The 19,592-nt window shown below is 70.0% G+C and carries 21 protein-coding genes and 1 pseudogene; 12 read left to right on the forward strand and 10 right to left on the reverse strand.

The window, feature by feature from the left end:
* The 4 genes from Acy02nite_RS44860 to Acy02nite_RS44875 all read left to right on the forward strand — a co-directional run.
* A partial coding sequence (locus Acy02nite_RS44860) for a hypothetical protein (RefSeq protein ID WP_203755905.1) occupies positions 1-220 on the forward strand: 220 nt, incomplete at its 5' end.
* Between the two features lie 143 nt (positions 221-363).
* On the forward strand, positions 364-987 hold the full coding sequence (locus Acy02nite_RS44865) for a hypothetical protein (RefSeq protein WP_203755907.1): 624 nt from the start codon (positions 364-366) through the stop codon (positions 985-987).
* A gap of 444 nt (positions 988-1,431) precedes the next feature.
* Complete coding sequence (locus tag Acy02nite_RS44870; protein WP_203755909.1) at positions 1,432-2,634, forward strand: cytochrome P450; 1,203 nt, start codon at positions 1,432-1,434, stop codon at positions 2,632-2,634.
* A complete protein-coding gene (locus Acy02nite_RS44875; protein ID WP_203755911.1) occupies positions 2,628-2,831 on the forward strand; it encodes a ferredoxin in 204 nt (67 codons plus the stop codon). The genes Acy02nite_RS44870 and Acy02nite_RS44875 overlap by 7 nt, the downstream gene beginning before the upstream one ends.
* Before the next feature lie 44 nt (positions 2,832-2,875).
* On the opposite strand, the gene Acy02nite_RS44880 is transcribed toward Acy02nite_RS44875, so the two are convergent.
* Positions 2,876-3,679: an SAM-dependent methyltransferase gene (locus Acy02nite_RS44880; RefSeq protein WP_239175868.1), complete on the reverse strand. Its 804-nt coding sequence runs from the start codon at positions 3,677-3,679 to the stop codon at positions 2,876-2,878.
* Positions 3,680-3,782: 103 nt separating this feature from the next.
* Between Acy02nite_RS44880 and ybiA the strand changes: the two genes are divergently transcribed.
* Positions 3,783-4,358 (forward strand): riboflavin biosynthesis intermediates N-glycosidase, encoded by a 576-nt coding sequence (gene ybiA / locus Acy02nite_RS44885; protein ID WP_203755915.1) that lies wholly within the window; start codon positions 3,783-3,785, stop codon positions 4,356-4,358.
* A 12-nt stretch (positions 4,359-4,370) separates the two neighbouring features.
* Here the strand turns inward: ybiA and Acy02nite_RS44890 are convergent, their stop codons facing one another.
* The 3 genes from Acy02nite_RS44890 to Acy02nite_RS44900 form a co-directional block, all read right to left on the reverse strand.
* The gene (locus tag Acy02nite_RS44890) at positions 4,371-5,630 is read right to left on the reverse strand and encodes an LLM class flavin-dependent oxidoreductase (RefSeq protein ID WP_203755918.1); all 1,260 of its coding nucleotides are present in this window, start codon (positions 5,628-5,630) and stop codon (positions 4,371-4,373) included.
* Between the two features lie 8 nt (positions 5,631-5,638).
* The gene (locus tag Acy02nite_RS44895; protein ID WP_203755920.1) at positions 5,639-6,517 is read right to left on the reverse strand and encodes an LLM class flavin-dependent oxidoreductase; all 879 of its coding nucleotides are present in this window, start codon (positions 6,515-6,517) and stop codon (positions 5,639-5,641) included.
* Positions 6,518-6,583: 66 nt separating this feature from the next.
* The gene (locus Acy02nite_RS44900; RefSeq protein ID WP_203755923.1) at positions 6,584-7,066 is read right to left on the reverse strand and encodes an MFS transporter; all 483 of its coding nucleotides are present in this window, start codon (positions 7,064-7,066) and stop codon (positions 6,584-6,586) included.
* A gap of 166 nt (positions 7,067-7,232) precedes the next feature.
* On the opposite strand from Acy02nite_RS44900, the gene Acy02nite_RS44905 reads away from it, so the two are divergent.
* Positions 7,233-7,727 (forward strand): CAP domain-containing protein, encoded by a 495-nt coding sequence (locus Acy02nite_RS44905; protein ID WP_239175869.1) that lies wholly within the window; start codon positions 7,233-7,235, stop codon positions 7,725-7,727.
* 31 nt (positions 7,728-7,758) lie between these two features.
* Here the strand turns inward: Acy02nite_RS44905 and Acy02nite_RS44910 are convergent, their stop codons facing one another.
* Together Acy02nite_RS44910 and Acy02nite_RS44915 are read right to left on the reverse strand one after the other, a co-directional pair.
* Complete coding sequence (locus Acy02nite_RS44910; RefSeq protein WP_203755926.1) at positions 7,759-8,355, reverse strand: hypothetical protein; 597 nt, start codon at positions 8,353-8,355, stop codon at positions 7,759-7,761.
* Between the two features lie 18 nt (positions 8,356-8,373).
* Positions 8,374-9,057 (reverse strand): CBS domain-containing protein, encoded by a 684-nt coding sequence (locus Acy02nite_RS44915; protein WP_203755929.1) that lies wholly within the window; start codon positions 9,055-9,057, stop codon positions 8,374-8,376.
* Positions 9,058-9,186: 129 nt separating this feature from the next.
* On the opposite strand from Acy02nite_RS44915, the gene Acy02nite_RS44920 reads away from it, so the two are divergent.
* Positions 9,187-9,714, forward strand: coding sequence for a flavodoxin family protein (locus Acy02nite_RS44920; protein WP_203755932.1), 528 nt, complete (start codon positions 9,187-9,189; stop codon positions 9,712-9,714).
* A gap of 9 nt (positions 9,715-9,723) precedes the next feature.
* Positions 9,724-10,131, forward strand: a complete 408-nt coding sequence (locus tag Acy02nite_RS44925) for a hypothetical protein (RefSeq protein WP_203755935.1) — start codon at positions 9,724-9,726, stop codon at positions 10,129-10,131.
* A 515-nt stretch (positions 10,132-10,646) separates the two neighbouring features.
* Here Acy02nite_RS44925 and Acy02nite_RS44930 read toward each other — a convergent pair.
* Positions 10,647-12,851, reverse strand: a complete 2,205-nt coding sequence (locus Acy02nite_RS44930; RefSeq protein WP_203755938.1) for an RICIN domain-containing protein — start codon at positions 12,849-12,851, stop codon at positions 10,647-10,649.
* Between the two features lie 200 nt (positions 12,852-13,051).
* Between Acy02nite_RS44930 and Acy02nite_RS44935 the strand changes: the two genes are divergently transcribed.
* Both Acy02nite_RS44935 and Acy02nite_RS44940 read left to right on the forward strand, forming a co-directional pair.
* A complete protein-coding gene (locus Acy02nite_RS44935) occupies positions 13,052-13,864 on the forward strand; it encodes a CPBP family intramembrane glutamic endopeptidase (protein ID WP_239175871.1) in 813 nt (270 codons plus the stop codon).
* A gap of 141 nt (positions 13,865-14,005) precedes the next feature.
* Positions 14,006-14,593: an RNA polymerase sigma factor gene (locus Acy02nite_RS44940; protein WP_203755944.1), complete on the forward strand. Its 588-nt coding sequence runs from the start codon at positions 14,006-14,008 to the stop codon at positions 14,591-14,593.
* A 129-nt stretch (positions 14,594-14,722) separates the two neighbouring features.
* On the opposite strand, the gene Acy02nite_RS44945 is transcribed toward Acy02nite_RS44940, so the two are convergent.
* Positions 14,723-15,298, reverse strand: a complete 576-nt coding sequence (locus Acy02nite_RS44945; RefSeq protein WP_203755946.1) for an alpha/beta fold hydrolase — start codon at positions 15,296-15,298, stop codon at positions 14,723-14,725.
* 53 nt (positions 15,299-15,351) lie between these two features.
* On the opposite strand from Acy02nite_RS44945, the gene Acy02nite_RS44950 reads away from it, so the two are divergent.
* Positions 15,352-16,530: a low temperature requirement protein A gene (locus tag Acy02nite_RS44950; RefSeq protein ID WP_239175873.1), complete on the forward strand. Its 1,179-nt coding sequence runs from the start codon at positions 15,352-15,354 to the stop codon at positions 16,528-16,530.
* On the forward strand, positions 16,530-18,386 hold the full coding sequence (locus Acy02nite_RS44955; RefSeq protein WP_203755961.1) for a DUF6528 family protein: 1,857 nt from the start codon (positions 16,530-16,532) through the stop codon (positions 18,384-18,386). Before Acy02nite_RS44950 ends, Acy02nite_RS44955 begins: the two co-directional genes overlap by 1 nt.
* A gap of 417 nt (positions 18,387-18,803) precedes the next feature.
* Here the strand turns inward: Acy02nite_RS44955 and Acy02nite_RS44960 are convergent, their stop codons facing one another.
* Positions 18,804-19,253 (reverse strand): hypothetical protein, encoded by a 450-nt coding sequence (locus tag Acy02nite_RS44960; RefSeq protein ID WP_203755963.1) that lies wholly within the window; start codon positions 19,251-19,253, stop codon positions 18,804-18,806.
* Positions 19,243-19,592: pseudogene (locus Acy02nite_RS44965) on the reverse strand (hypothetical protein); the annotation flags it as partial. The pseudogene Acy02nite_RS44965 and the gene Acy02nite_RS44960, both read right to left, overlap by 11 nt.

Below are 19,592 nucleotides of genomic sequence, written 5' to 3' on the forward strand. Positions count from 1 at the left end.
GCAGATGTCCCCGGCGAGCAGCGTGAACGCCGGCCGCTGGGTGTTCATCAGCCGGGTCATGGTGGCGGCCGGTGTCGGGTCGGTGGGGTGTTTCCCGGCGATCGGGTCGGCGTCGCCGTACGCGTTGTCGTCGAAGATCCCTTTCGGCCACAGGGTCGGGGTGCCCTTCCACGCGTACGCGGGATCCTTGGGGTGGTGGCCCTGGAGGTTGGAAGGATAATGCGGGCACGGACTGGGAGATGCGACAGATGCAGATCAATGCTTTCGACAATCCGGACTTCTCCAACCGGATAACCTGGTATCTGAATGGTAAGAACGTCACTTCGGCGATGCAGGGCGTGTTCGATTGAGGCTCAGGTAGGCATGCCGGAACGTGGTCTTGTCGGCGCGCTCAACAGCGCACTGAACCGCTCCCCGTCGCTCGCATTCGCGGCGGGGAGCGGTACCGTCGCGGTCCTCTCCCATGCGGGCCGGTCGGCCAGCGTGTTCGAGAGCGACGGGTCCTACCTGTTGTCGTTCCATGGGAACGGGCGGCAACAGGGGCACGGACACGCCAACGAGATCCGTTCGGCCGCCGATGCCGCGCGCCGATGGGTCGAGGGGTCCGGTCTGGAGCAGCTTGCCGAGACTCATTCGTTCGTCGAGTTCTCCGGCCTTCAGCTCGCTTACGAGCGGGGGAACGCCCGCGAGTTCCAGTGGGCCGCGGTGCTCAGTGCGGTGGAGGACGACGCGCAGAGCTTCCGCGATCTGGTGATCCTGGCCTCTCGGGACCACTTGCTGAGACAACTCTTTCCCCATTTGGGCCACCGCTTCGCACTCTCCGCCGACGAGTACAGCGACGGCGTGCTGGTCACTGTCTTCGCCTATCGGCCCGGATGGTTCGTGATCTATAACGACGGCGACGATGACGGCTTCGAGTTCGAGGGCGATGCGCCCCAGATGATCAGTCATCTGGTCAATCGGCTCCAGGATCAGATCGCTCGATAGCGGGACCAAGGAGTAATCGCCGACAAGTCGAGAGCTCGGCTGTCTTGTTGGTGGTGCCCGGTGCCCGGACGCCGCCGTCGGCACTCACCGCACCCCTCCGGCATCGACGGTGCGGAGGTTTCGTCGGTGGGACCCAGCACAACCGGGAAATGATGCCACCCCGTGCGTCGGTAGCTCCAAGCCGTCGAAGAGGCTCGTGATGCAGGCCGGCGATCACACCGTGATCGCCAGCGGGCAGTCTTGCCCGATGCTTGCCGTGCCTGATTGGGCCGGGTCGCTCGAAGAGGTGGCACGGTGATGCGTACCGGCGAGCCTGTGGGGCACTTGATGATCCAAATGAAAAACACATTGCTGCAGGTGGATTGGTTGATCGGTTTTTGTGGCCTTGTCCCGATCACGTCGGCTGCCCTACGGTCGGCCGTGGCTAGACAATGTGGAGGAACGATGACTGATACGGTTCCCACCTACCCGTTCGCTCGGCCCACCGCCCTCGACCCGCCCGCCGAATGGGAGCAGTTGCGCAGCGAGTGCCCGGTCTCCAAGGTTCGGATGGTCACCGGTGACGAAGCGCTGCTGATCACCCGCTACAACGACGTTCGTGAGCTGCTTGCCGATCCGCGCTTCACGCACAGCCTGACCGAGGCGGGCGCCGCGCAGATCTCCACCTCGGAGGACGGCATCTTCAACCGCGACGAGGCCACCATGACCGCCGGCCCGAACCACCAGCGCTGGCGGCGCATGATGAACAAGTCATTCACCGTGAAGCGTGTCAATGCGATGCGCCCGCGGATCGCCGAGATCGCTAATCAGCTGATCGACGAGCTGATCGCCGGTGGGCAGCCCGGCGATCTCCAGTCGGCGCTCGGTTTCCCGCTGCCGGTCTTCGTGATCTGCGAACTGCTCGGCGTCGACCCGAATTACCGTGACAAGTTCTCGCACTGGTCCGACGCGATGCTCAACCTGGACAAATTCTCCCAGGCCGAGACAGCGAAGGCCGCCATGGAGTTCCAGGAGTTCATGGTTCAGCACGTGCTCGACAAGCGGGCGGCGCCCGGCGACGATCTGCTCAGCGAGCTGGCCGCGATCGTGGACAGCCAGGACGGGCGGATGACCGAGGCCGAGCTGGTCTACACCGCGCAGGGCCTGCTGGTGGCCGGGCACGAGACGACCGCCAACATGATCGGCAAGATGGTCGCGATGCTGCTCGCGGACCGTCCGAACCGCTGGGACCGGCTCGTCGCCGACCGCGGGCTGATCAACCCGGCGGTGGAGGAGACGCTGCGGCTCGACGCCAGCTCCAGCATCGACCTGCCGCGCTACATCTCCGAGGACATCGAGATCGCCGGTTGCCCGATCAAGGCCGGCACCACGGTGATGGCGAGCCTGTCCTCCGGGAACCGGGACGAGACCGTCTACGACGACGCCGCTGAACTGCGCCTTGACCGCGTCCCCAACCCGCATCTCGCCTTCGGCGCCGGCCCGCATTCCTGCCTGGGACAGGCCCTCGCGCGTACGGAGTTGCAGGTCACGCTCACGGTGCTGCTCGACCGCCTGCCCACGCTCGAGCTCGCCGTCCCGGTGGAGGAACTGCGCCGGCGTACCGGCCTGATCGTCGGAGGCATCGAGGAGGTCCCGGTCCGGTGGTGACGAGGATCGAGCTGGACGAACCCAAGTGCATCGCCGCCGGTCAGTGCGTGATGACCGCGCCGGACGTCTTCGACCAGCGCGACGAGGACGGCGTGGCGATCATCCTGGAGCCGGTGCCCGCGCCGGAACACCTGGACGCGGTGCGTGACGCGGTCGCGGTCTGCCCGGCGGCCGCGCTCCAGCTCATCGAGACGTGAGGCTTCCCGGCGGCCGATTCCACGGCCGCCGGGACCCGGCACGGTCAGTGGACGATGCGGGCGACGAGTCCGTTGGCGGCGACGGACTCGACCGCCGGCCGGGGCTGCGGAGCGTCCTGCTCCCACCAGCGCGCGACCGACTGCACGCCCGGCGCGACGAGTTCCACGTCGGGCCGGTCGAACAGGGCGCGCAGTTCCGGGCCGGTGCGGTCGCGCCACTGGCGTTCCATCACCGCGCGCAGCGCCGCGACCTGCTCGGCCGGCATGTACTCCGGGGTGGCGTTCGAGGCCGCGAGGTAACTGCCGGACGGGAGGGCGTCGATCAGCGTGTTCAGGATCGCCACCGGGTCGTCGTCGTCGCGGATGAAGTGCAGGACGGCGATCAGCAGCAGCCCGACCGGCTCCCCGAGATCGAGCGTGTTCTTGAGCTCCTGATCGCTGAGGATCTGCCGCGGATCACGAAGATCCGCTTCGATGTACGTCGTCCTGCCCGCCTCGGTGCCGGTCAGCAGCGCCCGCGCGTGCACCAGGACGAGCGGGTCGTTGTCGACGTAGACGATCCGCGCGGACGGGTCGGACTCCTGCGCGATCTCGTGCGTGTTCGGTGACGTCGGGATCCCGGTGCCGATGTCCAGGAACTGCCGGATGCCCCGGCCGGTCATGAACCGCACGGCACGGTGCATGAAGAACCTGTTCTCCTGCGCGCTCAGCCGCGCGGTCGGATGGCGCTTCTCGATCTCGTGCGCGGACTGCCGGTCGGCCTCGAAGTTGTCCTTGCCGCCGAGCAGGTAGTCGTAGCGCCGGGCCGGGTGCGCGACCGAAGTGTCGATCCTGGAGTGTTCCGTCACGATAGGTTCCCTTCCGCACCGGCCAAGCGATTCACGTAGATCGTAACCACGGTGATCAGTAATTGGGGGGCGCGCCGGTCGCCGGTGGACCAGACTCGGCGGCATGAGCATCGAGGTACGCAGCGTTGCCGAGCTGATCGCTCTGACCGAATCTGGTCAGCCGGTCAAGTACGTGTGGTTCTGGGGCCACACGCCGTCGCGCGACGGCGGCGTGGGCGCCTCCTGCATGAGCCAGTGGTCGCCGGAGGGCTTCACCGTCGACGGCGTGCGATTCGCGACCGCCGAGCACTACATGATGTGGCGCAAGGCGGTGCTGTTCGGCGACACCACCTCGGCCGAGCGCATCCTCGCAGCCGGGCACCCCCGTGATGCGAAGACGGTGGGCGGGCGGGTCACGCCGTTCGACCAGCGGACGTGGGAGGAGAACCGCTTCGGGATCGTCGTGGCCGGCAACCTCGCCAAGTTCGAGCAGAACCCGGCACTGGGCTCGTATCTGGTGGGCACCGGCGAGCGTGTCCTGGTCGAGGCCAGCCCGATGGACCGGATCTGGGGCATCGGCCTGACCCGCGACGATCCGCGCGCGTCCGATCCTGCACAGTGGCGCGGCCTGAATCTGCTCGGCTTCGCCCTGATGGAGGTGCGCGCCCGTCTCACCGCCGGCTCAGTGCCGCCGCAGTGACGGCTGCCCGGGTCAGGCGGGCAGGTCGAGGTGTTCGCGGAGGGTGGTGCCCTCGTACTCGGTGCGGTAGATGCCTCGGGACTGCAGCTCGGGGACCAGCTTGTCGACGATGTCCTCGACGGTGCCGGGGAGCAACTGGGGGAGGATGTTGAAGCCGTCGACCGCGCGGTTCTCGACGTAGCGCTGCCATTCGTCGGCGATCTGCGACGGGGTGCCGACGAAGGTGCTGTGCTGCGGCGTGACCTCGATGACCAGGTCGCGGAGGGACAGGTTGCGCTCGGCGGCGAGTTTGCGCCAGCCGGCGATCCGCTCCGCCTTGCCGGTGCGGTGCTCGATGGCGATCGTGCCGCGCGACGGGTCGAGCTCACCCTCGGCCGGCTCGATGTCGGGCAGGGGGCCTTCGGGGTCGTACCCGGAAAGGTCCTTGCCCCAGTACTGCTCGAGGAAGGCGAGGGCGCGCGGCCCGGTGACCTGCTCCCGCTGGATGTAGCGGGCCTTCTCCGCGGCGTCGGCGGGGGTGTCGCCGAGGACCACGGCGGCGCCGGGCAGGATGCGCAGCGAGTCGGCGGAACGCCCGTACGCGGCGAGGCGTTCACGCAGGTCAGCGGCGTATGCCAGGGCCTTGTCGTAGTCGGTGTTCGCGGAGAAGACGACGTCCGCGTGGCGCGCTGCCAGGTCACGGCCGCCGGCCGAATCACCGGCCTGGAACAGCACCGGGCGGGCCGGGACGGTCGGGCCCGCGGTCACGTCGATCAGGTCGTCGTGCCGGTCGACCGGGGCGCCGCCCCACAGCGTCTTCGCCGTCTCGACGAACGCATTGGCGCGCTCGTAGCGGCGCTCGTGCGGCAGCCACCCGCCGTACCGGAAGTTCTCTCCGGTCCAGGCGTTGTCGGTGGTGACGATGTTCCAGCCGGCGCGCCCGCCGGAGATCGCGTCCAGGCTCGCCAGGCGGCGTGCCAGGTCGGCCGGGAAGTTGTAGGTGGTGTTCTGCGTGGCGACCAGGCCGATGTGCGTGGTCTCCGCGGCCAGCGCCGCGAGCTGGGTGATGGCGTCGGGCCGCCCGGCGACGTCCAGTTCGTGGACGCGTCCGCGGTTCTCCCGGACGCGCAGCCCCTCCCCGAGGAAGAACGCGTCGAACAGTCCACGTTCCAGCGTGCGGATCGTGTCGACGAAACGGTCGATGTGGGTGTGCGACGTGAACGCCGGGTCGGTCCAGATGGTCTGCGGGCCGACGCCGGTGAAGAACACTCCGAGATGCAGACGGTACGACATGGGGCTCCTTACGCCGCGGCGAATCGGTTGGCGGGCCGTGGCAGTCCGAGCGTGTCCCGCAGGGCCGGGCCGGTCACCGGTTCACGGCCGAGCGCGGCGGCGAGCCGGGGGAAGTCGGCCGGATCGGTCAGGCGCAGGCGCACGCCGTCGACGATGCCGCCCACTCGATCGATGAGCCCGAGCAGCTCGGCCGGGTTGCCGGTGAGGTCGGCGAAGACCAGCGGCGCGCCGTCGGCCCGGGCCTGCTGAGCCCGCCTGCGCAGCGGATCGGGGTCCGGCGCGTCGATCAGGGCGATGTCGAGGCGGCCCGTCACGCCGAGCGTGTCCGCGCCCAGCACGACGAGCTGGCCCTGCGGCGGTCGCGGGGTGATCAGCGGGCCGACGATCGAGAAGCGCTCGCCGGTGAAGTTCACGTGGTGTACCTTGCCGGCGTCCAGGAAACGGCCGGTCGCGGTGTCCCGGATGATCGCGTCGTCCTCCCAGGAGTCCCAGAGCTGCCGGGTCACGTCGATCACGTCGGCGATCTCGCGTCGCAGGTCGTCGCCGGTCAGGGGCGGGTTGCCGACGGTCGCGAACGCGGCAGGGCTGCTCTCGGCGCCGACGACCCACGCGCCGCGCCCGAGCGAGGCGTGGTCGAGGGAGGCGAGCTGGGTGGCCAGGTGGAACGGCTCGGTGGTGGTGACGTGCAGGTTCGGCCCGAGTCCGATCCGACGGGTGCGGCGGGCCAGGTGGGCGGCGCGGACGCCGGCCTCGATCCGGTCACCGGCGAGCGGCGAGTCGGCGATGGTGACCAGGGCGAACCCGGCGGCTTCGGCGGCGGCCGCGATCTCGGTGTCCGCGGTGGCGCCGCCGATCTCCAGGGCCAGGTGGAGCTGTGGTTGGCTCATCGGGCCTCCATTCTCCGTAAAGCCTATAGCTTAGATAGGGTTAGTGTCGGAGTCGTCTCCGTCACATCACGGCGAGTGTCGAACGCCGAGAACGTGGTCGACAGCAGCATCATCGCCAGGCAGATGGCCAGGCTCGCGGAGGCGGCCCCCGGGCCGGTCGCGCCGACCAGCAGGCCGGTCACCGCGGCCGTCGCCAGGGTTGCCGAGATCCGCTGCGACATCTGCAGGAACGCGCCCGCGAGCCCGGCCGCCGCGCCCGGCGCACGGATCCGAGGCGGTCCCGGCGATGACGGCGGCGATGGTGAAGAGCGCGACGCCGCCGGCGAAGAGCCATCGGCGGCCGTGGGCGTCGCCGAGCCGCCCGGCCGGGACGAGCGCCAGCCCGAACGTCAGCGAGTAACCCACGATGATCCACTGCAGGGTGGCCGGGCCGGCGCCGAGCGAGCCGCGCAGCGCGGGAATGGCGGTGGCCAGGCTCGACTGGTCGAGCAGGGTGGTGAAGGCGGCACAGAGGCAGACGAGCAGGGGCAGGCCGGGCCGGTTACGCACGCGCCCACCATATGCCATAAAGACGATAGGCGAAGTAGGGCTTGCCCGGCAACCGGATGGTGACCGCAGCGCCACCGCTCTGCGATCACCTGGCGTGGGGCGGGGACGAAGAGAACGGTGTCACCGGCGAGCACGCCGGGGGCCGTCAATCGAAAGGGTCGTCCTCTTGCGCTCTGTCCTTCGCCGTTTCGCTCTGGCCGCTCTCGTCGTCCCGGCCGCGGCCGGTGTCATGATGACCGCGTCGCCGGCGCAGGCTGCGCCGGCACGGGCCAAGACCGCCGAGCAGATTTTGCAGGCCGACATCGTCCGGCTGACCAACGAGCAGCGGACCGAGAACGGCTGCCCGGTCCTGACCGTCGATGACAGGCTGACCGACGCCGCCCGCGGGCACAGCGCGTGGATGGGCCGCACCGGCGAGTTCTCCCACACCGGCCGCGGCGGCACCAACTTCGCTGCCCGGGCCAAGGCCGCCGGGTACGCCCGGCCGTCGGCGGAGAACATCGCCTGGGGCTACCGCAGCGCCGAGCAGGTCGTCGACACCTGGATGCACAGCCCCGGGCACCGCGAGAACATCCTCAACTGCCGGTCCAAGACCATCGGCGTCGGCGCGGTCTACGCCCAGAACGGCGCCCCGTACTACACCCAGGAATTCGGCTACTGACCACGAAGGCCCCGCCACCGGCGGGGCCTTCTCAGTAGATCGAGCCGAGGCTGCTCAGCGTGAACAGGTGATCCTCGATCAGCTGGTCCGCGGGCGGGGCCGTGACCCGCACCGGCGTCCCGTAGTCCGAGTAGCTGACCACCGTGCCCGGCGCCGTGACCCGGCTGAAGCGGCCGTCGACGTCCAGGTCGGCGGTGGCCGCGCCGCGAGCCGTCGTCCACGGGAAGTCCGCCGCGAACGCCGCGCCGCCGGCGGGCGCCGGCACGTGGACCCACTTGCCCAGATCCGCCGCGTACTGGCCGGGATATCTGCTGTCCACCGGCTCGGCGGTCAGCCTCACGTAGACGTCGGCGCCGATCCGGCGGACGACGTAGCCGTTCCCGGTCATCTCCCAATGACCGGTCGCGGGGTCGATCACCCCCGTGGCCCGCTGTCCCCCGCCGAACACGATGGTGAAGCGGGCGGACTCGCTGCCGAGCCGGGCGAGCGCCGCGACCAGGTCGCCCCGGGTCGACGCGGACACCGCCGGGGTCGCCGCGGTTCCGCTGCCGGGCGAACAGCCGGCCGACGTGAGAACGCCGGCCAGCAGGACGCCGCCGATGACGTACCGCCGAATTCGATCAAGCACGGCGGCAACTATAGGTGCTCAGAAGAACGGGATCGGTCCCGCGACCGCGACACGGTCGTCGACGTCGTACGTCAACCCGGACGAGACCTCCACCACGCCGGCGACCTGGCGGGACAGCCGCTCCACCAGTTCCGCCGACGTGTAGCGCCCCACCCGGCCGGACAGGGTCACCACCCCGTCCTTGACGGAAACGGTCACGCTCGCCGTGTCGTCGACCAGGAACGCCCGCAGCACGCCGGCCTCCACGTCCCACTGGACGTCCGCGTCCGGCCGCAGGTACGTCTTGAGCAGATCCCCGCGCGACACGATCCCGACGAGCCGGCCCAGGTCGTCGACGACCGGCAGCCGCTTGACGCTTTCCGCGTCCATCCGCCGGGCGGCCGCCGCCACCGTCGTGCCGGTCAATGCCACGATCGGCGGCCCGCTCATCAGCTCGGACGCCGTCCGGGCCGACGCCTTGGCCCGCTCGCCCCGCCGCGACCGCCGCTCGAAGATCCGCGGGTCCTCGTCACCGGCATACTCGATCTTGCGCAGCAGATCGGTCTCGGAGATCACGCCGATCACCCGGAGACCGGAATCGACCACCGGCACGGCGCTGCACCGCCGCTCGATGATCAGATCGACGATCTCCCGGTACGAGGCGTTCTCGTCCACCGAGACGACCGCCTTCGTCATCACGTCACCCACAGTCCAGGTCCTCATCGCCGTACCCTCCTCAGCTCCTACCTCCACCCTGGTCCTCCGGCCGTCCCCGCCCCAGGGCCGGAGGTCCCGCGCGAGCGGCCCGCCCGGCTCTGCCCCGGCCGCCGGAACCGGCGTGACGATGAGGACATGCGAGCTCTTGTGGTCTACGAGTCGATGTTCGGCAACAGCGCGAAGGTGGCCGAGCTGATCGCCGCCGGCCTCGCCGAGCGCGGCGAGGTCACCCTCACCGACGTCCGTGAGTCGCCCGCGCCGGGCGGCTTCGACCTGCTGGTGCTCGGCGGCCCCACCCACGCGTTCGGGATGAGCCGTCCGGCGACCCGCGCCGACGCCGCCCGCCAGGGCACGATCCGGCCGGGCGCGCAGTCGGCCGGCATCCGCGAGTTCCTGGACGGCGCGCCCTCCCTCGCCGGTGTCGCGGTGACCGCTTTTGACACCCGGATGAACACGGCGTTCCTGCCGTCCGGGTCGGCGGCCCGCAAGGCGCTGCGCCGGCTGCGCGGGCTCGGCGGGCGGCAGATCGCCGAGCCGGAGAGCTTCCGCGTCACCTCGGCGCAGGGCCCGCTGGCGCCCGGCGAGGCCGACCGTGCCCGCCGGTGGGGCGCGACCCTGGCCGGTTTCGGTGTTCCGGCGCGGGACCGCGGCCGGGCGTGCTGAGCTGGAGGGGTGTCCGCCCTCTCCAGGACCGAACTGCTCGCGCTGCTCGAGTTCCTGCCGCTGCACCACGCCGAGGACCTGCCGGAGCAGGAGCCGTATGACCATTTGCGGACACTGCTGATCGGGCTGGCGGAGAACTTCACCGCGGGCCGGGACGAGCTGGCGTTCTTCCTCGACGTCGCGCCGGAAAGCCTGACCGAGGCGATCGGCGACGGCTGGACCCGCGAGGCGACGCACCGGGACAAGAGCCGCCTCTGGTACTTCGACGACGATCGGGTGACGATCGGGATCGGCCCGGAGGACGTCGTCGTCAGCGTGACGACCGGAACCGGCCCGGACCATCCGGTCGCCTGCCTGCCGCGGGCGCTCACCACGCAGCTCATCGACGTGGCCGTCTCCGCCAGGACGTTCCGGTAGAAGATCAACGTCAAGATCTTCCTGTCCTACGTCCGCCGTGGTCCTTACCGTCGCTCCCGCGGGGACCCTTCCGGACCTCGCAGGGCCGCGGGGCGGCCCAGAACGCGAGACCCACAAGGGCGATCTCCGCGGGTGGGCCCGGTCAGAGCAGCAGACCCGTCGACGACGCGAGCCCACCGAGAGGCCCGGCCCGTCGGAGCCCGCGAGCGATCCGGTGGTCCCGGCGGTGCCGCGCTCTCGCTCCCGGCTGGTGCTCACGGTGGTTCTTCGTGCCTCATAACCACCGTGAGCACCAGCCAGAACCCCGGGCCGCGTCGCCTGCTCGAGTCCGCCGGGCCTCGCGCACTCCGTGGAGGGACGAGCCTCGTGCGCTGCGTGGGGGCGCGGGCCCCGGTGACACCGTTCTCTTCGTCCCCGCCGCGCGCCCGGTGATCGCAGACCGGTGGCGCGGCGGTCACCATCCGGCGGCCTTGGCCCGGGCGTGCCTCGTGAGCGCGCCCGGGCCACCTCTCTCGTTACGGGCCGGTGGTCAGGTACGTGACCTGGTGACCGCTGTTCGCGGCGGCGCCGTTGTTGTTGATCACGTGGCTGATCGTGCCGGTGCCGCCCAGCGACACCGTGACCATGTCGTGGAACTTGACGCCGCTGGTCACCGGGACCTCGAAGGCTCGGGCGTTCACGACCGACGGGTTCACGTTGAAGTAGGCGTAACTGCCCAGACCCCACGCCTCGTGACTGGTGACCGAGTCGGCGACCTTGTATGCCGCCCAGCCCTGCGTCGAGCCGTTCATGTAGGCGGCCTGGTTCGGCGGGTCGTACGGCATCTCGTTCTGGTAGAAGTACGTCCGGCCGCCGTTGCCGTTCCAGATCGTCTGGTACTGCTGGTAGTGCTCGACGAACAGGCCGTAGAACGTGACGTTGTTGCCGTTCACGATCAGGCCGTTGCGCGCGGTGTTGGTGGTCCAGCCGACCGTGCCGCTGTTGCCGTGGTCGGCGCGCCAGATCCAGGCGTGGTCGCCGATCACGTTGTTGCTGTTGATCTGCACGCTGACCGTGGCCTTGCCGGCGATCGCGCCGCCGACCCGGACGAAGACGTCGGAGAGCACGGTCGGGTTGGCGTGCGTCGCCGTCGAGCCGGCCGGGCCGACCTGCAGCAGGATGTTCGAGTTCGTCGTGCCGGCGTCGAAGAGCAGACCGGCGAGCCGGACGCCGTCGACGTCCGCGACGTGCATGGCGTCGACGCCGCCGTCCGGGACGAACGTGGCCAGGCCCAGACCGAGCACGACGGTGCCGGCCCGGGTCACGTTCAGCGTCTGGTTCAGGTGGTAGACACCCGGCGTGACCAGCAGGTTCTTGCCCGCCGCGAGGGCCGCGTTGATGGTTGCCGCGGTGTCGCCGGACTTGACCACGTAGAAGCTGCTGATCGGCAGCGACGAACCCGCCGGGTTACCGGACGACCAGGTGGTGCCGGACGCGTTGCTGCGCAGCGACGGGACGAAGACCTGGTAGGCGCCGGTGCTGTCGACGTACAGGTAGGGCTTCTCGGCAATCGTCGGCGACGAGCCGACGGTCGTGTACGGCGGCGACGGGAAACTCTGCGCCGGCGCGCCGGTCGAGCCGACGAAGACCTGGTTCCAGTTCGAGCCGCTCCAGCTGCCCATCGCGGAGTTGCGGGTCAGGAACTGCTGCTGCGTCCCGGACTGGATCTGCCCGTCGACCTTCGAGTCCGCGATGAAGCCCCCGGACGACCAGCCACCGTCGGACAGAGCCAGATTTCCCCGTACGTGCATCCGCCGGTACGGCGCCGCCTGCGAGACCGCCCAGCGGTCGAGGCCGTCCGCGGGCGTGACCGAGAGGCCTTCCGCCGAGCGCCAGAAGTTCTGCGTGGCGTTCTGCGAGCCGTCCGGCCACCAGTCCGCCTCGACGTGCACGTGACCGTTGATGTTCACCTGGTCCGGGGTCAGGCCGAGCCCGGCGACCTGGGTGAAGAAGCCGACGTTGACGTCGTTGGAGTATGTGCCCGGCTTGAACAGCAGCGCCTGGCGCGCATTGCCGAACTGGTTGCTGACCTGCGCGTTGAAGACCGAGTTCAGCTTGCTCTGGATCGTCGAGGCGGACATCGACGGGTCGAAGACCGTGACGTTCGGGCCGAGATCCGGGTTGTTCGGGTTGCTCGGCACCGTGGGCGGCGGGCTCGTCGGCGTGGTCGGGCTGCCGGAGAACGTCCACTTCTGGTTGGCGCCGCCGGAGCAGTCCCACAGTTGCAGCTTCGCGCCGTCGGCTAGGTTGTTGTCCTTGATGTCGAGGCACTTGTTCGCCGCGGTGTTGACCAGGTCGTGCGACGACGCGTTGTAGGTCCACTTCTGGGTGGCCACGGTGTCGTAGCAGTCCCACAGGTGGATCACCGCGCCGTTGGCGGTCGCGTTGCTGGCCACGTCGAGGCACTTGCCGAGCCCCTGCACCTGGCCGTTGTCGGCGAGCGTCCAGTTCTGGTTCGGCCCGGCCGCGCAGGTCCACATCTGGGGCTGGTTGCCGTTGGCGGTGCTGCCGCCGGTCACGTCCAGGCACTTGCCGTTGGCGGAGCTGACGATCGTGCCACTGCTCGCGGCGAGCGCTTCGGTGACCCCGGCGACACCGAGACCGGCCACCACCAGAGTGATCGTCCCGGCAGCGAGCCACCGCGGCCGCTGCCACGGGCGGCGATGCTTCGAATCGGACATTGTGGGCCCTTCATGGGGGAAATCGGGGGAGTGCCGCCCAGCATCGACCCATGTGTTCAGGCTCTCAAGGTTCTTTAAGGTTCCCTTAATGGTTCCGCAACACGTCAATTTGTTACATGGTAGGGCTGGCCCTACCTCGGCAAGGGTGGCCACGCGTAGTGACCATGACCCGCGTCCGGTGATCGACTCAGGACATGTCGATGCGGGTCAAAGGAATCGCCGTCTATCTGCTCATCTCGTTCGGAGTCGTCTGGCCCTATCTGTTCGTGGCACGGCTCGGGCTCGGGTGGTCGCTCGTCAACCCCCTGGTCCAGTTGCCGGTGGCGTTCGCGCCGGCGATCGGGGCGTTCGTGGTCCGCAAGTGGGTGACCCGGGAGGGCTTCGCCACGGCCGGCCTGCGCTGGCGCGCCCCCGGGAAACTGTGGGCCGGCGCGTGGCTGGCGCCGCTCGGGGCGAGCCTGATGATGCTGGCCTGCGCCTGGGTGGCGGGCTGGTGGAGGCTCGACCTCGGGCCGGTCGGCGGGCTGGCGTTCCTGCTGGTGATCCAGTTCGTCCTGATCCCCGTCTACTTCGGCGAGGAGTTCGGCTGGACCAGTTTCCTCTGGCCGCGGCTGGTGCCCGGGCGGCCCCGGCTGTCTCTGCTGGTCACCGGGCTGATCTGGGCGGTGTGGCACTACCCGCTGGCGTTCCTGGGGTACGCCGAGTTCGACAACCGGCTGCTCGCCCTGCCGCTGTGGACCGTCATGTTCCTGCTCTTCGAGGTGCTGCTCGGCTGGCTCTACGCCCGCAGCGGCTCGGTGTGGGTGACCAGCCTGGCGCACTCCGGCAACAACGTCGTCATGAGCATGATCACCGAGGAGTTGCTGGGCGACCTGACCAGCCTGCAGGTGCTGCTCTGCACCGACCTGGGTCTCGCGGTGATCTGCCTGCCGCTGCTCCGGTCCGGCGTGTTCGCACGAGTGCCTGCCGACGATCGGGACGGGTTGCTCGAACGAAGCACTGCTCAGCCGTGAATCGCCTGCCCGGATGTGCCGGAATTCTGCCCGTCGCGTCCGGGCTCCGCGGGCACCAGGGTTTTCCCCGGCGCGAGCGGGCCGCGCGGGAGAGCACTCTGCTCTGGTCAGCGACCGACGCGAGCGGGGGGAGTGGCGTACATGCGACACGTGGGGGCGGGAGACCTGTCCACGGTGGTACGCGACGCGCGGGCCGGTGACGAACGGGCGTGGGCCGTGCTCGTCGACGAGTACGGCCCACGCCTGCGGGCGATCGCACGCCGCTTCCGGATCCCGCCGGACCAGGTCGGCGACCTGCTCCAGGCGACGTGGCTGCAACTGTTCAACGGGATCGACCGGTTGCAGTGCCCGGAAGCGGTCGGATCGTGGCTGGCCGTGACCATGCGCAGGTTCTGCCTGCACGCGGTCGCGGGCGAGAACCGGGAATGCCCGACGACCGGCCTCGACGAGTGGCTCGCCCAGCCGGGCGAGGCGCCGGAGGCGGGCCTGCTGCGCGCGGAACAGGCGGCAAGTGTCCGCCGCGCGCTGGCCCGCCTCCCGGAGCGCCAGCGGCGGCTGCTGTGGCAGATGGCGACCGACCCGGACGCGCGGTACACCGAGCTCAGCGCCCGGCTGGACATGCCCGTCGGGGCGATCGGGCCGACCCGGGCGCGGGCGCTGGGCCGGCTGCGGCGGCTGCTGCTCGACGACGAGCGTGCCACCCACTACGCCTGGCCGGCGAGGCGCTGACATGTGGCCTTTCGGGTGGGAGGACGCCAGGGGCGACGATGACCCGCCGGCGTCGTGGTTGCCGGTGGCGCTGCCGCGGCCGGAGCCCGAGGAGATCCGTGCGGTGCGGCGGGCGATCGCGGAGTGGACTCAGATCAGGCCGTGGACCAGGGCCGCGAAGGCCGCCGGGTCGCGCAGGTGCGGGAATCCGCCGCCGGCCGCGTGCGCCTGCGGCGTCGCTCCGACCCGGACCGCCGACCACTCACGGTAGGCGTGCGGCAGGGCCGGATCATCGCGCCGTACGGCGAATTGGCGGTAAGCCTCCGGAACAGCCCTCAGGTCCGCCGCCGTGCCGCCGTCCAGCGTGATCACATGCTGCACGGCGTAACGTTCCGCGAACGCGCGGGCCAGCACCGCCGACTCGGCGTGCGCGACGAGGATCGGCGCGCGGTGCAGGTCCAGCCCGCGGACGAGCAGGGCCAGGTCCTGGGCGAGACCGGACAGCTCCTCCCGGGCCGCCGAGTCGCCGTGGCCGGGCAGGTCGACGGCGACCGCGGCGCAGCTCGCGTCGAGCTCGGCGGCGACCGGCCACCACATGGTGCGGTCGTAACGCAGGCCGTGCAGCAGGACGACCGGCCGCCCGAACCGCCCCCAGCGGTCGTAGACGAGCCGGTTGCGCGGGGTGCCGTGGGCGTGGGTGGTGCGGCGAGGTGGTTGCGGAAGCACGCGTGGTCAACGACGGCCGGGGGTGTCCCGGTTACGCTGCCGCGGTGCCTCTGATGCTCGCCCCGATGCGACCCCGTGACCCCGCCGAGCCGGGCCGGACCGCCACGCCGCTGGAACTCTTCTTCGACCTGGTGTTCGTGGTCGCCGTCAGCATCGCCTCGGTGCAACTGCACCACGCGCTGACCGAGGGGCACGCGGGACACGGCGTGTTGTCGTACGCGCTGGTCTTCTTCGGCATCTGGTGGGCCTGGATGAACTTCACCTGGTTCGCCACCTCCTACGGCGCCGACGACTGGCTCTATCGCGTCCTCACGTTCCTGCAGATGGGCGGCGTGCTGGTGCTCGCGGCCGGCGTCGAGCCCGCGTTCACCGACGATCACTGGGCCGTGGTGACGATCGGTTACGTCGTGATGCGTGTCGCGATGATCGCCCAGTGGCTGCGCGCGTCCCGTTTCGCCGGGCCGAATCGGGCGACCACGCTGCGGTACGCCGCCGGGATCGCGATCGTGCAGGTGTTCTGGATCGTCCGGCTGTTCCTGCCCGACGACGTCCAGCCCTTCCTGCACCCGATCCTGATTCTCGCCGAGCTCGCCGTCCCGGTGATCGCCGAGCGCTCCGGCTGGACGCCGTGGCACCCGCATCACATCACCGAACGCTATGGGTTGTTCACGCTCATCGTGCTCGGCGAGAGCCTGCTCGCCTCGGCCAACGCGATCATCGAGGCGCTGCACGACGATCAGGCGCTCGCCCCGCTGATCTCCATCTCGGTCATGACCCTCGTGGTCACCTGCGCCCTGTGGTGGATCTACTTCTGGCCGCCGCACCACCTGTCGATCCGCGGTTTCGCGCAGAACATCCGTTATGGGTACGTGCACTACTTCGTGTTCGCCGCGGCCGCCGCGTTCTCGGCCGGCATCGAGGTCCAGATCGACGCGCTGACCGGGCACAGCGAGCTGAGCGCGGTGGCGGCGTCGTTGACGGTGACGGTCCCGGTCGCGATCTTCGTCCTCGGCATCTGGTGGATCGCGCTGCGGGAGAACGCCGGCCGCGTGGTCAACACCGTCGTCCCGCTGGGCGGGCTGCTGGTGCTGCTCGACCCGATCACGCCGGTTCCGGTGCTGCTCACCGCCCTGATCCTGGTCACTGTCGTGGTGACGCTGGTGATCCGCCCACCGGTCCCGGCGCGGCTCGCCGGGGACCCGTCACATCGGCGCCCGACTATCATTCCGTGATGATCAAACGAGTTGCGGGTGCTGCCCTGGCGGCGCTGCTGTGCGGGTCGGCGTTGTCGGTGGTGGTGCCGTCCACCGCGTCGGCGGCCACGGCCGACTTCCCGGTCCTGGCCGGTGACCAGAACACCGACAAGATCTATCGGCTGAATCCGGCGACGTGGACGTGGGACAGCTGGACGTGGGCGCCGACGGCGGCGCGCGGCTACTCGGACACGGAGATCGCCGACTTCAACGGCGGCAACGACTTCCGGGTCCGCAACACGCCCGCCGGTCAGCGGCTCGTCGTCGTCGACGGGCGCGGACTCGCCACGGTGGCGACCTATCCGGACGGCAACCGGGTATGGGCGAACAAGGGCGCCGGCGCCGACAACCGGCACTCGATCGAGCTGCTGCCCGACGGCAACGTCGCGGTCGCCGCCAGCACCGGTGGCTACGTGCGGGTCTACGCGACCTCGTCCACGGCGACCGCGTCCTACGCCCTGGAACAGGCGCACGCCGCGCTCTGGGACCCGCAGATCCAGCGGCTCTGGGTGGCCGGCTCACCCGGTTACGGGACGGCCGGCGAGTACCAGCTGCTCACGGCGCTCGAGGTGACCGGGCCGGCGTCGGCGCCGGGGCTGCGCGTGGACCCGTCGCGGACGCTGACGATCCCGGGCAACGACGCGATGCACGACGTGTCGGCCGACATCACCGACCCCGACCGGCTGTGGCTCACCACGAACCAGCGGGTGTACACGTACGACAAGGTCACCCGGCAGCTCACCACCATCAACCGGGGCGCCGTGAAGTCGGTCGGCGTCCAGCCGTCCGGGCAGACCGTGGAGACCCGCGCCGACCGGTACAAGACGCCGCCGGGCGGGTGCACCGCGGTCAACACCTGGTGCACCGACACACTCGACTTCTACGGGCCGGATCGGACCGTCACCAGGGCTGGGATGCAGTTCTACAAGGCGCGGCCGGCGAGCCCGTACTACAGCGCCGAGGACGTCGCGTTGCGCGGCCGCGTCTTCGACCGCGCCGGTGACACGGTCACCCGGATCGACGGCAACGCGTCGATCGGCCGGATCGCCGCGGCCGCCGGCGCCGACGGGCGGCTGCACGCGCTCACGCTGATCCCCGGCAGCGGACTCTGGTCCCGGACCCGGGACGCGAACGGCACCTGGGAAAGCACCGCGACGCAGATCGACGAGAGCGCGAGGATCACCGACGCGGCCATCGCGGCCGGGCCGGACGGCACGCTGCACGCGTTCACGCTGATCCCCGGCGCGGGCGTCTGGTACCGGAAACGGCCCGCCGGCCAGCCTTGGGACGCCAGCTCCACGAAGGTGGACAGCGGCACCGACCTGACCTCGATCGCCGCGGTCGTCAACCCGGTGACGAAGCGTCCGCACCTGCTGACCGCGGGCGCGAGCGGCGTGCAGGACCGATCGGCGAGCGCGGCCGGCGTCTGGAGCACCACGGCCCTGCTGGTCGACACGAACGCGAGCATCGCGGACGTTGCGGCCGCGGCCCTGCCGGACGGGAGCCTGCACGTGTTCACGGTGACCGCCTGGGGCAGCGTCTATCACCGCACCGGCACGGACACCGCGTGGAGCGGCTCGGCGGCGCCGGTCCCCGGCGGCACCGAGTCCCCGGCGACCGGGCAGGTCCGCGCGCTGGCCGCGGCGGGCTGGCCGGCCAACCGGCTCGACCTGGTCACGGTCCGTTCCGGCCTCGGTCTGTGGAGCCAGTCCGGGACCGGCAGCTCCTGGCCGGCTCCCGCCCGGCTCGACGCCGACCCGGGCGCGTTGCAGGCCTACGCCGCCCACTTGGCCGACGGCACCCTGCACACCGGGCGGATCGCCGAGCTGTCCTGACCACGTTCCGCCGCCTGAGCCGGAGACCGGTTCAGCCTGCTCACCACGTCATCAAGGGCGACTATGGTGAGTGCCGGGCGCCGAGCCGGGGCAGGCGGCGCCGACCGCGCGTTCTCTGCGGCAGTTGAGGATGTCGCGTCGGCGCGGGGTCCTGGCTGGTCCCTACCGTGGTTATTCAGCACGAACGACCACGGTCAGGGCCAGCCGCGGGCCGCAGGCTGGCCGCCTCCGTGGTTCTGACGGTGGCACATAACCACGGTCACCACCAGCCGGGACCCTGCGCCGCCGCGACGAAGCCTGCCGATACCGGAGGTAGCGGCAGATACACCGAAGTTACTTGGCCAAGCGCGGACCGACGTATGTCTCGGTCCGCGGGCGTGCCTTGGTCGCGGCAGGTCGAAGCAGCAGCCTGGGCCGCTATCGTGGGCGAAGGTTAGCGAGTACTTCGGTGAGCACGGCTGTCAGCTCAGGCGAGCGCGCCGTGAGATCCGCCTCGCTGCCGATCACCCCTTCGACAAGCATGCCCACGCTCACAATTGCATTGCCTGAGCAGGCGTAAGTCCGTACGCCCGGGCCATCGGTGCCCTTCTTCGCCTGATCAACAATGGCTATGCCACCGTCCGCGACGCCCTGCAATGACACAACGATGTGGCCGATCGGTCGAAGCTTACTCTCGGTCTCTCGCATCTCGTCGCATTTGTCGGCGGTCGGATCAGCCCGGTTGATGTCGACCTCGACGATTCGGATCCTGCCGGTGTAGAGCCAGGTCCGCTGGAACCGGGCGGCGTCATTGATCCAGTTCTGGTTCTCCAGAGGGCTGTTCGTTCTATGGACGGCACCTGAGATCTCAGGCGCTTCACCGGCCACCGAATACCAGGGTGGTCCGGCTGCCGCGTTTCCGGCTGCCGCAGGTGACGACGCAGTTGAGGACGTGCCGGTCACCGAGCCGCTGGGGACCGCGGATACTACTGCGTCGCCCTCCGGCGCCGAAGCGGCATTCTGCCCACAGCCTCCAACTACAACCAAAGAGAGCACCCCCACCGCAAGCCAGCCTGCTCGTTTCCGCCTTCCCACGATCATGATCATTGCAGCTCCAGGCGTAGCTGTTCACATCGTCGACGGTCTCGCCCCAGTGCATCAGCCAGAACTGCTCCCGGAAGTCTGTCGCGTCATCCGCGTAGAGCAGTCGGAAAACTTCTTCCAGTG

This window comes from Actinoplanes cyaneus, from assembly GCF_016862095.1.
Taxonomy (GTDB): Bacteria; Actinomycetota; Actinomycetes; order Mycobacteriales; family Micromonosporaceae; genus Actinoplanes; species Actinoplanes cyaneus.

Bases quoted from the DNA above. Each gene is read 5' to 3' on its own strand.
- Acy02nite_RS44865 (WP_203755907.1), top strand. From the start codon at position 364: ATGCCGGAACGTGGTCTTGTCGGCGCGCTCAACAGCGCACTGAACCGC.
- Acy02nite_RS44870 (WP_203755909.1), top strand. From the start codon at position 1,432: ATGACTGATACGGTTCCCACCTACCCGTTCGCTCGGCCCACCGCCCTC.
- ybiA (WP_203755915.1), top strand. From the start codon at position 3,783: ATGAGCATCGAGGTACGCAGCGTTGCCGAGCTGATCGCTCTGACCGAA.
- Acy02nite_RS44890 (WP_203755918.1), bottom strand. From the start codon at position 5,630: ATGTCGTACCGTCTGCATCTCGGAGTGTTCTTCACCGGCGTCGGCCCG.
- Acy02nite_RS44895 (WP_203755920.1), bottom strand. From the start codon at position 6,517: ATGAGCCAACCACAGCTCCACCTGGCCCTGGAGATCGGCGGCGCCACC.
- Acy02nite_RS44915 (WP_203755929.1), bottom strand. From the start codon at position 9,057: ATGAGGACCTGGACTGTGGGTGACGTGATGACGAAGGCGGTCGTCTCG.
- Acy02nite_RS44920 (WP_203755932.1), top strand. From the start codon at position 9,187: ATGCGAGCTCTTGTGGTCTACGAGTCGATGTTCGGCAACAGCGCGAAG.
- Acy02nite_RS44930 (WP_203755938.1), bottom strand. From the start codon at position 12,851: ATGTCCGATTCGAAGCATCGCCGCCCGTGGCAGCGGCCGCGGTGGCTC.
- Acy02nite_RS44935 (WP_239175871.1), top strand. From the start codon at position 13,052: ATGCGGGTCAAAGGAATCGCCGTCTATCTGCTCATCTCGTTCGGAGTC.
- Acy02nite_RS44940 (WP_203755944.1), top strand. From the start codon at position 14,006: ATGCGACACGTGGGGGCGGGAGACCTGTCCACGGTGGTACGCGACGCG.
- Acy02nite_RS44950 (WP_239175873.1), top strand. From the start codon at position 15,352: ATGCTCGCCCCGATGCGACCCCGTGACCCCGCCGAGCCGGGCCGGACC.
- Acy02nite_RS44955 (WP_203755961.1), top strand. From the start codon at position 16,530: ATGATCAAACGAGTTGCGGGTGCTGCCCTGGCGGCGCTGCTGTGCGGG.